This is a genomic window from Streptomyces sp. NPDC006544 (assembly GCF_040611715.1).
Lineage (GTDB): Bacteria > Actinomycetota > Actinomycetes > Streptomycetales > Streptomycetaceae > Streptomyces.
The window spans coordinates 176,405-190,244 of sequence record NZ_JBEXOV010000002.1 but is presented as its reverse complement, the minus strand read 5'-3'; the positions used below and the strand labels follow the sequence as shown (position 1 = coordinate 190,244).

Genomic DNA, 13,840 nt, shown 5'->3' with positions numbered 1-13,840 from the left:
GGGTGGGCACCGTTTTGGTCGCCGGGGCGGGCCCCGGGGTCTGGAAAACGGCCCGGCTGCGGTTGAACGGCTCCGCCGGCCCTCCGGCACGGGTACGTCCGAGCGGTCAGCGGTGGTGCTGCGAGTCCGCGACCGTGACCTCGACCCGCTGGAACTCCTTGAGCTCGCTGTAGCCGGTGGTGGCCATCGAGCGGCGCAGCGCGCCGAAGAGGTTCATCGATCCGTCCGGGCTGTGCGACGGGCCGGTGAGGATCTCCTCGGTGGTGCCGACCGTGCCGAGGTCGACCTTCTTGCCGCGCGGCACGTCCTCGTGGACGGCCTCCATGCCCCAGTGGTTGCCCTTGCCGGGCGCGTCGGTGGCACGGGCCAGCGGGGAGCCGATCATCACGGCGTCCGCGCCACAGGCGACGGCCTTCGGGATGTCGCCGGACCAGCCGACGCCGCCGTCGGCGATGACGTGCACGTAGCGGCCGCCGGACTCGTCCATGTAGTCGCGGCGGGCCGCGGCCACGTCCGCGACGGCGGTCGCCATCGGGACCTGGATGCCGAGCACGTTGCGCGTGGTGTGCGCGGCGCCGCCGCCGAACCCGACCAGGACACCGGCCGCGCCGGTGCGCATCAGGTGCAGGGCCGCGGTGTACGTGGCGCAGCCGCCCACGATGACCGGGACGTCGAGCTCGTAGATGAACTGCTTGAGGTTGAGCGGCTCGGCGGCGCCGGAGACGTGCTCGGCCGACACCGTGGTGCCGCGGATCACGAAGATGTCCACCCCGGCGTCGACGACGACCTTGGAGAACTCGGCCGTGCGCTGCGGGGAGAGCGCGGCGGCGGTGACGACGCCGGAGTCGCGCACCTCCTTGATCCGCTGACGGATCAGGTCCGCCTGGATCGGGGCCTCGTAGATCTCCTGGAGCCGGCGGGTCGCGGAGTCCTCGTCGAGCTCGGCGATCTCGTCGAGCAGCGGCTGCGGGTCCTCGTACCGGGTCCACAGGCCTTCGAGGTTCAGCACGCCGAGGCCGCCGAGCTCGCCGATGCGGATGGCGGTCTGCGGGGAGACGACCGAGTCCATGGGGGCGGCCAGGAACGGGAGCTCGAAGCGGTAGGCGTCGATCTGCCAGGCGATCGAGACCTCCTTCGGGTCCCGGGTGCGACGGCTGGGGACGATGGCGATGTCGTCGAACGCGTACGCCCTGCGGCCGCGCTTGCCGCGCCCGATCTCGATCTCAGTCACGTGTGGTGGCCTTTCCTCTGGGTCTGCCCGTCCAGTATCCCCGAACGGCGGGGAGCTGCGTTCCGGTGACCGCTGTACGGACGCACCCGCCGGACCGGGCGACCGCCCGGCGGACACGCCGAAGGGGCGGACCCGGCCGGGTCCGCCCCTTCGGCGCTGCTCGGTTCAGCCCTTGCGGGAGTAGTTCGGTGCCTCGACCGTCATCTGGATGTCGTGCGGGTGGCTCTCCTTGAGCCCCGCCGACGTGATGCGGACGAAGCGGCCGCGGTCCTGGAGCTCGGGAACGGTGCGGCCGCCGACGTAGAACATCGACTGCCGCAGACCGCCGACGAGCTGGTGCACGACCGCGGAGAGCGGGCCGCGGTAGGGGACCTGGCCTTCGATGCCTTCGGGGATGAGCTTGTCGTCGCCGCCCACGCCCTCCTGGAAGTAGCGGTCCTTGGAGAAGGACTTGCGGTCGCCGCGGGACTGCATCGCGCCGAGGGAGCCCATGCCGCGGTACGACTTGAACTGCTTGCCGTTGATGAAGAGCAGCTCGCCGGGGGACTCCTCGCAGCCCGCGAGCAGCGAGCCGAGCATCACCGTGTCGGCGCCCGCGACCAGGGCCTTCGCGATGTCGCCGGAGTACTGCAGGCCGCCGTCGCCGATGACCGGGACGCCCGCGGCCTTGGCGGCGAGCGAGGCCTCGTAGATGGCGGTGACCTGCGGGACGCCGATGCCGGCGACGACGCGGGTGGTGCAGATGGAGCCGGGGCCGACGCCGACCTTGATGCCGTCGCAGCCGGCGTCGATGAGCGCCTGGGCGCCGTCGCGCGTCGCGATGTTGCCGCCGATGACGTCGACCGTCGAGTTCGACTTGATCTTGGAGACCATGTCGCCGACGAGGCGGGAGTGGCCGTGGGCCGTGTCGACGACGATGAAGTCGGCGCCCGCCTCGATCAGGGCCTGGGCGCGGTCGTACGCGTCACCCGCGACGCCGACGGCCGCGCCGACGAGCAGCCGGCCGTCCTTGTCCTTGGCGGCGTTCGGGTACTTCTCGGCCTTGACGAAGTCCTTGACCGTGATGAGGCCCTTGAGGATGCCGGACTCGTCGACGAGCGGCAGCTTCTCGATCTTGTGGCGGCGCAGCAGCTCCATGGCGTCGACGCCGGTGATGCCGACCTTGCCCGTGACCAGCGGCATCGGGGTCATGACCTCGCGCACCTGGCGGCTGCGGTCCGACTCGAAGGCCATGTCGCGGTTGGTGACGATGCCGAGCAGCTTGCCGGCGGGGTCGGTGACCGGGACGCCGGAGATGCGGAACTTCGCGCAGAGCTCGTCGGCCTCGCGCAGGGTCGCGTCCGGGTGCACCGTGATCGGGTCGGTGACCATGCCGGACTCGGAGCGCTTGACCAGGTCCACCTGGTTGGCCTGGTCGACGATGGAGAGGTTGCGGTGCAGGACGCCGACGCCGCCCTGGCGGGCCATCGCGATGGCCATGCGGGCCTCGGTGACCTTGTCCATGGCGGCGGAGAGCAGCGGGACGTTCACGCGCACGTTGCGGGAGATCAGGGAGGAAGTGTCGATCGCGTCCGGGGACATGTCCGACACGCCGGGCAGCAGCAGCACGTCGTCGTACGTGAGGCCGAGTGTGGCGAATTTGTCGGGCACTCCAGTCTCACTACTGCCGTTCACAGTCATGACACCTTCCCAAATGGTCTTGCTCAGCGCGGATGTCCATGCTAACGGGATCCCGACGCGTCTCATTCCACGACCAAGGTCAAGCCCAAGGTTCGTCGCTTCCTACGACGGCCGGTCCGGCGAACCCGGCGAACCGGGACGGACCGGATCTGGGGCCCGCTGCCGGGCCTGCCGTGCCCTACTGCTCGGCGAGTGCGCGGAGCCGGCTGAGCGCCCGGTGCTGGGCCACGCGTACCGCTCCGGGGGACATGCCGAGCATCTGCCCGGTCTCCTCGGCCGTCAGCCCGACGGCGACGCGCAGGACGAGGAGCTCGCGCTGGTTCTCCGGAAGGTTGGCCAGCAGCTTCTTGGCCCAGGCCGCGTCGCTGCTGAGCAGCGCGCGCTCCTCCGGCCCCAGGGAGTCGTCGGGCCGCTCCGGCATCTCGTCGGAGGGCACGGCCGTGCTGCCCGGATGGCGCATGGCGGCCCGCTGCAGGTCGGCGACCTTGTGCGCGGCGATGGCGAAGACGAAGGCCTCGAAGGGGCGCCCGGTGTCGCGGTAGCGCGGCAGGGCCATCAGGACGGCGACGCAGACCTCCTGCGCCAGGTCCTCCACGAAGTGACGGGCATCACCGGGGAGCCGCGAGAGCCGGGTGCGGCAGTAGCGGATGGCGAGGGGGTGCACGAAGGCCAGCAGGTCGTGCGTGGCCTGTTCGTCGCCGTCGACCGCGCGGCGTACGAGCGCACCGACGGTACCGTCACCGCCGCCACCCCTGGTGGCGGCCGCCCGGCCGGTGGGTCCTGTGGCCGCGGGGGACCCCTGGGCCTCGTCGTCGCGCATCAATCCATGGTGCCTTGGCGCCGGAGTATTCGCGGCACTGCGGTCCGTGTTGTACGTCGAAGCGTTATGAGTCGAGGCGTTACGAGGGGTGGGTGCACCGGAACTCATGCTCTGGCCCTCCCCTCCCGCTCGGCCGAATCGTTGCCGCGGCGACATCTCCAAGGATGCGCCACACCCTCAAGCATGCGGCATCGCGCACGAAGCGACACGTCCCCCGGATTGTGCACCGCCAACCCCGGCTTCGCACCGGGGTTCGACGAAGCGGCCGCCGCGACGTCGGCGGCCCGGCCGCGGCGCCGCCGGCCGGTGAGGGCCGGCGGTCGCGCGGTCAGCGGACCAGGCCCCAGCGGAAGCCGAGCGCGACGGCGTGCGCCCGGTCCGAAGCTCCCAGCTTCTTGAACAGACGGCGGGCGTGCGTCTTGACCGTGTCCTCGGAGAGGAAGAGCTCGCGCCCGATCTCCGCGTTGGACCGGCCGTGGCTCATGCCCTCCAGCACCTGGATCTCGCGCGCGGTGAGCGTGGGCGCGGCGCCCATCTCGGCCGAGCGCAGGCGGCGCGGGGCCAGCCTCCAGGTCGGGTCGGCGAGGGCCTGGGTCACCGTGGCCCGCAGTTCGGCGCGCGAGGCGTCCTTGTGCAGGTAGCCCCGGGCCCCGGCGGCGACCGCGAGGGCCACTCCGTCCAGGTCCTCGGCGACCGTCAGCATGATGATGCGGGCGCCGGGATCGGCCGAGAGCAGCCGGCGGACCGTCTCCACGCCGCCGAGGCCGGGCATCCGCACGTCCATCAGAATCAGATCGGAGCGGTCGGCACCCCAGCGGCGGAGGACTTCCTCGCCGTTGGCAGCCGTCGTCACACGCTCGACGCCGGGCACGGTGGCAACCGCGCGACGGAGCGCCTCTCGGGCAAGCGGGGAGTCGTCGCAGACGAGGACGGATGTCATGACCGCCCTCCGCAGCTGCTGATGCGCGTCACCTTGAGCCTCCAGGCTGGTACGTATCGTCACCTGTGCGGTCGATGCCCCCGGACACCTGTCCGAGAACTTATTGGTTCAACCGCCTTCGCACTCTCAACGATGGTCACTCGAAAGAGTTACGGGTCGGACGGACACCTTCGGCACTCTACGTGAGGGGGCGAACACGAGACGGGCACCACTCCCGGCGTGTCCTCCAATCGGCGTTATGCCCTATTTGGCGGCTTTCCTTCCGTTTGGCGCATGTCTGAGGCTAGATTCCCAATGAGTCATATTTACATCTACTAGGACAGTAGGTGTGGAGACATGGACCGTATCCGCCTCAGTACCGGCACCAAGAGGGACTACCCATGGCAGATTTCTCCCGCCTCCCCGGACCGAACGCCGACCTCTGGGACTGGCAGCTGCTGGCCGCCTGCCGCGGGGTCGACAGCTCCCTCTTCTTCCACCCGGAAGGCGAGCGGGGCGCGGCCAGGAGCGCGCGTGAGGCCTCGGCTAAAGAGGTCTGCATGCGCTGCCCGGTGCGCTCGGAGTGCGCCGCCCACGCCCTCGCCGTCCGCGAGCCCTACGGGGTGTGGGGCGGCCTCACCGAGGACGAACGCGAGGAGCTGATGGGCCGCGCCCGGCACCGTCTGATCCCCGCGGCGACCTCGATCGGACCGATCGCCCCCCACTGAGCCAGGGCGGGGGAAGCGTCCGAAGGAACGTTTCTCTCCGCCACCACCGCACGCTCGGCGGCCCGTCACCGCACGGGCCGCCACCCGACCGGCCGAACCGCCGTACGGTTTCTCGCGTGGCGGCCCGGTCCGGCCGCCCGGCTCAACGCCGCGCCGCCCGCTCCAGTTCGCCCAGGGTCGCGGCCACGGCCGGCACCCGGGCCAGGTCGGGCAGGGTCAGCGCCACGACCTCCCGCTCGACGGCCGGTTCCACGACGAGGGTGCTCACGCCCTTGGCCCGCACGGACTCCACCGCGAGTTCCGGCAGGACCGCCACGCCGAGCCCGGCGCCGACCAGCCCGACCACGGCCGGGTAGTCGTCGGTGGCGAAGTCGATGCGCGGGGTGAAGCCGACGCCCTCGCACACCTCCACCAGATGGCGGCGGCAGCGCGGACAGCCCGCGATCCAGGGCTCGTCGGCCAGCTCCGCCATGCCCACCCGCCCGGCGCCCGCCAGCCGGTGGCCGTCGGGGACCAGCCCGACGAGCCGGTCGGTCAGCAGCGGCCGGACCACGAGGTCCTCCCACTCGGCCGCCGACCCCGGGGTGCCGCCGTAGCGGAAGGCGAGCGCGACGTCGCAGTCACCCTCGCGCAGCATCTCCACGGAACGCGGCGGCTCGGCCTCGACCAGCGAGATGCGGGTTCCCGGGTGCGCGGCGCGCATCGCCGCCAGCGCGGTGGGCACCAGCGTGGAGCTGCCGCTCGGGAAGGAGACGAGCCGGACCCGGCCCGCGCGCAGCCCGGCGATGGCCGCGACCTCCTCCTCGGCGGCGGTCAGCCCGGCGAGGATCCCGGCGGCGTGCCGGACCAGCGCCCCGCCCGCCTGGGTGAGCCGCATCTCGCGGCCGGCGCGGATCAGCAGCGGGGTGCCGGCGGACTGTTCCAGCGCCTTCATCTGCTGGGAGACGGCCGGCTGGGTGCAGCCGAGCTCGCGGGCTGCGGCGGAGAAGGATCCGGTTCCGGCGACAGCGCGCAGAACTCGGAGATGACGTGCCTCGATCACTCTTCGAGCATAAGGGGTGCTTTGACGACCGTGCGAATAATCCCGTGGCGCTTTGAGGCCATTCGGCTAGCGTGTCCCCATGCATCTGATCTCCGTGAACCTCGGTCGCGCCACGGTCGTCGATTACACCGACGCGGAGGGCGGACTGACCGGGCACGGCAAACGCCCGGCCCCCGGTCCCGTACGGGTCTTCGCGCCCGGCCCCGGCGGGACCGCGGCGAGCGGGGTCGAGGGTGACGACGTCTGCGACCGGCGCCATCACGGCGGCCCGCACAAGGCCGTGTACGCGTACGCCCGCGAGGACCTGGACTGGTGGGGCCGCGAGCTGGGCCGGGCACTGCCCGGCGGGAGCTTCGGCGAGAACCTCACCACCTCCGGCCTCGACGTGAACGGCGCACTGCTCGGCGAGCGTTGGCGGGTCGGCGCCGACCTGGTCCTGGAGGTGGCCTCGGCCCGCATCCCGTGCCGGACCTTCCAGGGCGCGCTCGGCGAGCGGGCCTGGGTCAAGCGGTTCACCCGCGAGGCCCGGCCGGGTGCGTACCTGCGGGTGGTCCAGGAGGGGTCGGTCTCCCCCGGCGACACCATCGAGGTGGTGCACCGCCCGGACCACGAGGTGACGGTGGGGTTCTGGTTCCGTGCGGTCACCACCGAGCGGGAGCTGCTGCCACGCACCCTGGCGGCGGGCGACGCGCTGGAGCCGACGGCGCGGGACAAGGCGCTGGCCCACGTGGCGCAACAGCGGACGCGCCGGCCGGAACGAGAGCCGCAGCCGGAACGAGAGCCGGAACCGGAGCGGGCGCAGGTCCCGGCCCCGGGCCGCGGGCAGGGCCACGAGCGGGAACTGGAGCAGCCGGCGAAGTAGCGCCGCCCGTGAGGGAGCTGACCGGGAGGCCGATCCGGCGGCCCATCCGGAACCTGGTAGGAGTGACGGCCGCCGGGGCGGCTAGGTTGCGCGTATGACGACTGCGTTGATTACGGGATCCACGGCGGGCATCGGCGCCGCCTTCGCCCGGCGGCTCGCCGCCCAGGGGCACAACCTCGTCCTGGTGGCCCGGGACACCAAGCGGCTCGGCGAGCAGGCCACCGAACTGCACGACCGGCACGGCATCGAGGCGGAGGTGCTGGCCGCCGACCTGTCCACCGAGGAGGGCATCTCCGCGGTCGAGAAGCGCCTCGACGACCGCAAGCACCCGGTGGACCTGCTGGTCAACAACGCCGGCTTCGGCAACAAGGGCCGCTACCTCGAGGTCCCCATGGCCGACGAGTTGGCCATGATCAAGGTCCACGTGGAGGCCGTGCTGCGGCTGACCTCGGCGGCGACCGCGTCGATGCGCTCGCGCGGGCGGGGCGGCGTGATCAACGTGGCCTCGGTGGCCGCCTTCCTGCCCCGCGGCACCTACGGGGCGAGCAAGGCCTGGGTCGTGCAGTTCACCCAGGGCGCCGCGAAGGACCTGGCCGGCTCGGGCGTACGGCTGATGGCGCTGTGCCCCGGTTTCGTGCGCACCGAGTTCCACGAGCGCGCCGGCATGGGCACGGACAACATCCCCGGCTGGATGTGGCTCGACGCCGACAAGCTGGTGGCCGCGGCCCTCGCGGACCTGGCGCGGGGCAAGACGGTGTCGATCCCGGACCCCCGGTACAAGGCGCTGATGAGCGTGGTGAAGCTGACCCCGCGCGGGCTGCTGGGCGGGGTTTCCTCGCGCACGGGCCGCAAGTACGGACCGCAGTAACCGGTGGGTAAGCGCGGCAAAAGGGTGAAATCTCCCTAGACTGGATCTGTCCCATCCAGCGCGGGAGGCGACGCGATGACATTCGTACAAGTAATCGATTACGAGACCACGCGGTTCGACGAGATGAACGCGCTCATCGACCGCTGGGCGGAGCAGGCGAGCGGCAGGCGCACGGTCACCCACACCTTGATCGGCAGGGACCGCGACTCCGAGACCCACTACCTCGACCTCGTCGAATTCCCCTCGTACGAGGAAGCGATGAGGAACTCCTCGCTCCCGGAGACCGACCGGATGTTCCAGGAGATGACGGCCCTCTGCGAGGGCATGCCGAAGTTCATGAACCTCGACGTGGTCCGCGACGAGTACCTCAACAAGCTGGTCGCCACCAGGATGCTCGAAGAGATCGCGGGCAAGGGGAACTTCGACGTCGTCGAGGAGTGCGTGGCGGCCGACTACGTCACCCACGACATCATGCAGAGCGGGGACCGGGGCAACGGCCGGGAGGGCCTGCGCACGACCATCGGCATGTGGCGCGACGCCTTCGACTTCACCTTCGACATGACGCGCCAGATCGCCGAAGGGGACTGCGTCACCACGCTCTGGGACTGGAAGGGCACCCACAAGGGCGAGTTCATGGGGGTCGCGCCGACCGGCAAGGAAGTCTCCATGTCGGGCTGCACGACCTGCCGCATCGAGAACGGGCAGATCGCCGAGGACTGGTGGTACTACGACGCGCCGGGGCTGATGCGGCAGATGGGCATGATGCCCGGATAGCCGTCGGCCGGAAGGCGTCGGAGGAGGCCGGTGGGGAAGGCGGCCGCGAAGGCGCCGGAGAAGGCGGACGGCAGAGCCCCGGTCACCACCGCTTGGCAGCGGTGACCGGGGCTCTGTCGCGACTACTGACGAGGTCAGTGGCTGTGGCCGTGACCGCCGTGGCCGGCGTCGGCCTCTTCCTCGGCCGGCTTCTCGACGACCAGGGTCTCGGTCGTGAGCAGCAGGGACGCGATCGAAGCGGCGTTCTCCAGCGCGGAGCGGGTGACCTTGACCGGGTCGATGACGCCGGCCTTGACCAGGTCGCCGTACTCGCCGGTGGCGGCGTTGAAGCCCTGGCCCTTGTCGAGCTCGGCGACCTTCGCGGTGATGACGTAGCCCTCGAGGCCGGCGTTCTCCGCGATCCAGCGCAGCGGCTCGACGGCGGCGCGACGCACGACCGCGACACCGGTGGCCTCGTCGCCGGTCAGGCCGAGGTTGCCCTCGAGGACCTTGACGGCGTGGACGAGCGCGGAGCCACCGCCGGAGACGATGCCCTCCTCGACCGCGGCGCGGGTCGCCGAGATGGCGTCCTCGAGACGGTGCTTGCGCTCCTTGAGCTCCACCTCGGTGGCGGCGCCGACCTTGATGACGCAGACGCCGCCGGCGAGCTTCGCCAGGCGCTCCTGCAGCTTCTCGCGGTCCCAGTCCGAGTCGGTGGACTCGATCTCGGCCTTGATCTGGTTGACGCGACCGAGGACGTCGTCGGACTTGCCGCCACCGTCGACGATGGTGGTGCCGTCCTTGGTGATGGTCACGCGGCGCGCGGAACCGAGGACGTCCAGACCGGCCTGGTCGAGCTTGAGGCCGACCTCCTCGGCGATGACGGTGGCACCGGTGAGGGTGGCCATGTCCTGGAGCATCGCCTTGCGGCGGTCACCGAAGCCGGGCGCCTTGACGGCGACGGCGTTGAAGGTGCCACGGATCTTGTTGACGACGAGGGTGGAGAGCGCCTCGCCCTCGACGTCCTCGGCGATGATCAGGAGCGGCTTGGTGCCACCGGCCTGGATGACCTTCTCCAGCAGCGGCAGGAGGTCCTGGATGGAGGAGATCTTGCCCTGGTTGATCAGGATGTACGGGTCGTCGAGGACGGCCTCCATGCGCTCCTGGTCGGAGACCATGTACGGCGAGAGGTAGCCCTTGTCGAAGGCCATGCCCTCGGTGAACTCCAGCTCGACGCCGAAGGCGTTGGACTCCTCGACGGTGATGACACCGTCCTTGCCGACCTTGTCCATCGCCTCGGCGATGAGCTCGCCGATCTGGGCGTCCTGCGCGGAGAGCGAGGCCACGGCGGCGATGTCGGACTTGTCCTCGATCGGGCGGGCGGTCGCGAGGAGCTCCTCGGACACGGCCTTGACCGCGAGGTCGATGCCCTTCTTGAGGGCGGCCGGGGAGGCACCCGCGGCGACGTTGCGCAGACCCTCGCGGACCAGCGCCTGGGCCAGCACGGTGGCGGTGGTGGTGCCGTCACCCGCAACATCGTTGGTCTTGGTCGCCACCTCCTTCACGAGCTGCGCGCCAAGGTTCTCGTACGGGTCGTCGAGCTCGACCTCGCGAGCGATGGTGACACCGTCGTTCGTGATGGTGGGAGCACCGAACTTCTTGTCGATGACGACGTTGCGGCCCTTGGGACCGATCGTCACCTTGACCGTGTCGGCAAGCTTGTTGACGCCGCGCTCGAGGGCGCGACGAGCGTCCTCGTCAAACTTAAGAATCTTCGGCATGGGAGCGGTTCAGCCCTCTCGTTGCGATCCCCGGCCGCTCACCGCGACCGCCTAGAACGAACTACGCCCCTCGCCGCCCGGCATCAGCAGGGGTGACCAGGGGCGTAGCTCAAAACAAAACTGGAGAAGTGACTTACTTCTCGACGATCGCGAGCACGTCGCGGGCCGAGAGGACGAGGTATTCCTCGCCGTTGTACTTCACTTCGGTGCCGCCGTACTTGCTGTACAGCACGACGTCGCCAACGGTGACGTCCAGCGGAAGACGCTGGCCGTCCTCGAAGCGGCCCGGGCCCACCGCGAGGACGACGCCCTCCTGGGGCTTCTCCTTCGCGGTGTCCGGGATGACCAGGCCAGAGGCCGTGGTCTGCTCGGCGTCGAGCGGCTGGACCACAATGCGGTCCTCGAGCGGCTTGATGGCAACCTTGGAGCTGGTGGTCGTCACGATCCGACCTCCCCCTTCGGAGATCCGGGGTTAACTGTCTGAGGTGGCGACCAGGTCGATCCGTCGTCGCGGGTGCCGGACCTGCCTGTCGCTGTGTTGGCACTCACCAGGGGCGAGTGCCAGACGCGAGACTATTCCGGGGATTAGCACTCGGTCAAGCGGAGTGCCAATACGCGCCGCTGGTTCTGCCCGTCCGGACCGCCCCGGAGCGCCCCGGAAGCCCACCCCGGACCCCGCTCCGACCCGCCCCGGACCCCGCCCCGACCCGCCCCCGCCAGCACCTGGGCCCGTCCCGGCGCCCGTCCGGAGGCATCCCCGACGGGCCCCGGGCCCACCGTGGACACTGACCGGTTCCGACCCGTTCCCCTTCCGGCGTACGGGCGTTTCCCGGCCCGGGCCGACCTCGCCGCGCGAGCCGGACCAGACCCGCACCCACCCCGAGTACGGACCGGCACGGGCGTTCGGGGCGGCCCCGGCGGGCGTCGCCCCGGAGCCGGGCGCGGGCCGGGCCGACGTGCCGCGACCGGCTCGCGCGGATCCACCGGCGCTCGAGGTGCGGGGGCGGGGTCCGGGGTCGGGACCCGGGAAAAGGCGTCCGGTATGTGAGGCTTGGGGCATGCGCCTCCTGGTCGTCGAAGACGAAGCGGGCCTCGCCGAGTCGCTTCGGCGGGGCCTCTCCGCCGACGGCCACTGGGTCGACCTCGCCCACGAGGGCCACCGCGGCCTGGACCTCGCCCTCACGGGCGGCCCGTACGACGCCGTCGTCCTCGACCTGATGCTCCCGGGCCTCTCGGGCTACGAGATCTGCCGGCGGATGCGCGCGCACGGGGACCCGACCCCCGTGGTCATCCTGACCGCCAGGGACGGCGAGTACGACGAGGCCGAGGGCCTCGACGCCGGCGCCGACGACTACCTCACCAAGCCGTTCTCCTTCGTCGTCCTCGCAGCCCGCCTGCGCGCGGTCACCCGCCGCGCCGCGGGCCCCGCGCAGCCCAGCGTCCTCCAGGCCGGCGACCTGACCCTCGACCCGCGCGGCCGTCGCTGCCGGCGCGGCCCGTACGAGATCGAGCTGACGGCCCGCGAGCTCGGCGTGCTCGCCTGCCTGATGGGGCAGCCGGGCCGGGCCGTCGCCAAGCAGGACATCCTGGACGAGGTCTGGGACACCCCGCACGGCATCGACCCGAACATCGTCGAGGTCTACGTCTCCTCGCTCCGCCGGAAGATCGACGTCCCCTTCGGCCGCCGCTCGATCCTCACCGTCCACGGCACCGGCTACCGGATGGCGCCGGACGGTGGATAGACCCCGGCCCGGGGCCGGCCCACGGCCCCCGGCCCGGCCCCGGCGCCTCGGCAGCCTGCGAGCGCGCGCCGCCGCGGCCGCCGCCCTCGCGATGGCCGCCGTGCTCGCCGCGGGCGGCGTGTGGCTGTACACGGTGCTGCGCGCCAACCTCATCGAGAACACCACCGCCCGCACCGAGCTCGCCGCCCGCAAGGTCGCCTCCCAGATCGACACCGGGACCCTCCCGGCCGGCGGCCGGCTGCCCGCGCCGGAGGGCGGGGTCGACCTGGTCCTCGTACGGGACGCGAGCGGCCGGACCGTGACCACCAGCGGGGACCCGCAGGACATTCCCGAGCTCGCCGGGCCGCGCCCCGCACCGCCCGGCGACGACTCCCGCTCCGCCGTCCTGCCGGCCGCACACCCCGGCACGGAACGGCGCGTCGTGGTCGCCGTGGCGGCGCCCGGCCCGCCCGGGGCGCACCACCCGCACACCGTCTACGCGATGACCGTCCTCGGCGACGTCGACGACGCGACCCGGGCGGTCGCCCGCGGCCTGCTGGCCGGCGCTCCCCCGCTCATCGGCTTCGCGGCGGCCCTGGCCTGGTGGGTGACGGGGCACGCGCTGCGCCCCGTCGACGCGATCCGCACCGAGCTCGCGGCGGTCACCGCGAGCGAGCTGGACCGGCGGGTCCCCGATCCGGGCGGGGCCGACGAGATCGCCCAGCTGGCCCGGACCGTCAACGCCACGCTGGACCGGCTGGAGCGCGGCGACGCCCGGCAGCGGCAGTTCACGGCCGACGCCTCCCACGAGCTGCGCAACCCCCTCGCGGCCGTCCGGTCGCGGCTGGAGGTGGCCCTGCGGGACCCCGACCGGGAATCGGTGGCGGCCGCGCTGGCCGATACCGAACGGCTCCAGGGCATCGCGGCCGATCTGCTCCTGCTGGCCCGCCTCGACGGCGGGCCGGCGCCGCGCGCCGAGCCGGTGGACCTCGCGCTGCTGGCCGCCGAGGACCTGGCGCGGCGCCCCGGTCCCCGGGTCCCGCTCCGGCTGGACGCGCGGGCGCCCGTACCGGCCTGCGGGGATCCGGAGCGGCTGGAACGCGCGCTGGCCAACCTCGTGGACAACGCCCTCCGGTACGCCCGCACCGAAGTCACCGTCAGGGCGTTCGCGGACGGCGACGGCTGGGCGCAGCTGGAGGTCATCGACGACGGGCCGGGCATCCCGGAGGCGGACCGGGACCGGGTCTTCGAACGGTTCGTACGGCTGGACGCGGACCGCGGCCGGGCCAGCGGCGGCACCGGCCTGGGCCTGGCCATCGCCCGGGAGATCGCCCGGGCGCACGGCGGCGATCTCCGGGCGCTCGCGCCGTCCGCCGGCGGTGCGGGTGCCCGGCTGGTGCTGCGGGTACGCGTTCCCGGGCCCTGAGGGGTGTTC

13 protein-coding genes are annotated in these 13,840 nt (G+C 72.0%); 6 read left to right on the top strand and 7 right to left on the bottom strand.

What is annotated here, in order from left to right:
- Window positions 1-106: 106 nt before the first annotated feature.
- The 4 genes from ABZY44_RS01955 to ABZY44_RS01940 all read right to left on the bottom strand — a co-directional run bounded on the left by ABZY44_RS01955 (window position 107) and on the right by ABZY44_RS01940 (window position 4,671).
- Entirely contained in the window at window positions 107-1,231 is a 1,125-nt protein-coding gene (locus tag ABZY44_RS01955) for a GuaB3 family IMP dehydrogenase-related protein (protein WP_356649579.1), read from the bottom strand.
- Window positions 1,232-1,396: 165 nt separating this feature from the next.
- Window positions 1,397-2,911, bottom strand: coding sequence for an IMP dehydrogenase (gene guaB / locus ABZY44_RS01950; protein ID WP_356649578.1), 1,515 nt, complete (start codon window positions 2,909-2,911; stop codon window positions 1,397-1,399).
- Window positions 2,912-3,089: 178 nt separating this feature from the next.
- Window positions 3,090-3,731 (bottom strand): sigma-70 family RNA polymerase sigma factor, encoded by a 642-nt coding sequence (locus ABZY44_RS01945; protein ID WP_356649577.1) that lies wholly within the window; start codon window positions 3,729-3,731, stop codon window positions 3,090-3,092.
- Between the two features lie 328 nt (window positions 3,732-4,059).
- Window positions 4,060-4,671: a response regulator transcription factor gene (locus ABZY44_RS01940; RefSeq protein ID WP_003948568.1), complete on the bottom strand. Its 612-nt coding sequence runs from the start codon at window positions 4,669-4,671 to the stop codon at window positions 4,060-4,062.
- A 380-nt stretch (window positions 4,672-5,051) separates the two neighbouring features.
- Here ABZY44_RS01940 and ABZY44_RS01935 point away from each other — a divergent pair, with 380 nt between their 5' ends.
- Window positions 5,052-5,378, top strand: coding sequence for a WhiB family transcriptional regulator (locus ABZY44_RS01935; protein WP_356649576.1), 327 nt, complete (start codon window positions 5,052-5,054; stop codon window positions 5,376-5,378).
- Window positions 5,379-5,520: 142 nt separating this feature from the next.
- Here ABZY44_RS01935 and ABZY44_RS01930 read toward each other — a convergent pair whose 3' ends face one another.
- On the bottom strand, window positions 5,521-6,420 hold the full coding sequence (locus ABZY44_RS01930; protein WP_356649575.1) for a LysR family transcriptional regulator: 900 nt from the start codon (window positions 6,418-6,420) through the stop codon (window positions 5,521-5,523).
- A gap of 79 nt (window positions 6,421-6,499) precedes the next feature.
- Here ABZY44_RS01930 and ABZY44_RS01925 point away from each other — a divergent pair, with 79 nt between their 5' ends.
- The 3 genes from ABZY44_RS01925 (at window position 6,500) to ABZY44_RS01915 (ending at window position 8,924) form a co-directional block, all read left to right on the top strand.
- The gene (locus tag ABZY44_RS01925) at window positions 6,500-7,282 is read left to right on the top strand and encodes an MOSC domain-containing protein (RefSeq protein WP_356649574.1); all 783 of its coding nucleotides are present in this window, start codon (window positions 6,500-6,502) and stop codon (window positions 7,280-7,282) included.
- Window positions 7,283-7,376: 94 nt separating this feature from the next.
- Window positions 7,377-8,150: an SDR family oxidoreductase gene (locus tag ABZY44_RS01920; protein ID WP_356649573.1), complete on the top strand. Its 774-nt coding sequence runs from the start codon at window positions 7,377-7,379 to the stop codon at window positions 8,148-8,150.
- A gap of 75 nt (window positions 8,151-8,225) precedes the next feature.
- The gene (locus ABZY44_RS01915; RefSeq protein ID WP_356649572.1) at window positions 8,226-8,924 is read left to right on the top strand and encodes an ester cyclase; all 699 of its coding nucleotides are present in this window, start codon (window positions 8,226-8,228) and stop codon (window positions 8,922-8,924) included.
- A 134-nt stretch (window positions 8,925-9,058) separates the two neighbouring features.
- Here the strand turns inward: ABZY44_RS01915 and groL are convergent, their stop codons facing one another.
- Both groL and groES read right to left on the bottom strand, forming a co-directional pair.
- Window positions 9,059-10,684 carry a chaperonin GroEL gene (gene groL / locus ABZY44_RS01910; RefSeq protein ID WP_356649571.1) on the bottom strand — a complete coding sequence of 542 codons (1,626 nt, stop codon included), beginning with the start codon at window positions 10,682-10,684 and terminating at the stop codon, window positions 9,059-9,061.
- A gap of 133 nt (window positions 10,685-10,817) precedes the next feature.
- On the bottom strand, window positions 10,818-11,126 hold the full coding sequence (gene groES, locus ABZY44_RS01905; RefSeq protein ID WP_008739621.1) for a co-chaperone GroES: 309 nt from the start codon (window positions 11,124-11,126) through the stop codon (window positions 10,818-10,820).
- 616 nt (window positions 11,127-11,742) lie between these two features.
- On the opposite strand from groES, the gene ABZY44_RS01900 reads away from it, so the two are divergent.
- On the top strand, window positions 11,743-12,426 hold the full coding sequence (locus ABZY44_RS01900) for a response regulator transcription factor (RefSeq protein ID WP_356649570.1): 684 nt from the start codon (window positions 11,743-11,745) through the stop codon (window positions 12,424-12,426).
- A complete protein-coding gene (locus ABZY44_RS01895) occupies window positions 12,419-13,831 on the top strand; it encodes a HAMP domain-containing sensor histidine kinase (protein WP_356649569.1) in 1,413 nt (470 codons plus the stop codon). The genes ABZY44_RS01900 and ABZY44_RS01895 overlap by 8 nt, the downstream gene beginning before the upstream one ends.
- Window positions 13,832-13,840: the final 9 nt, after the last annotated feature.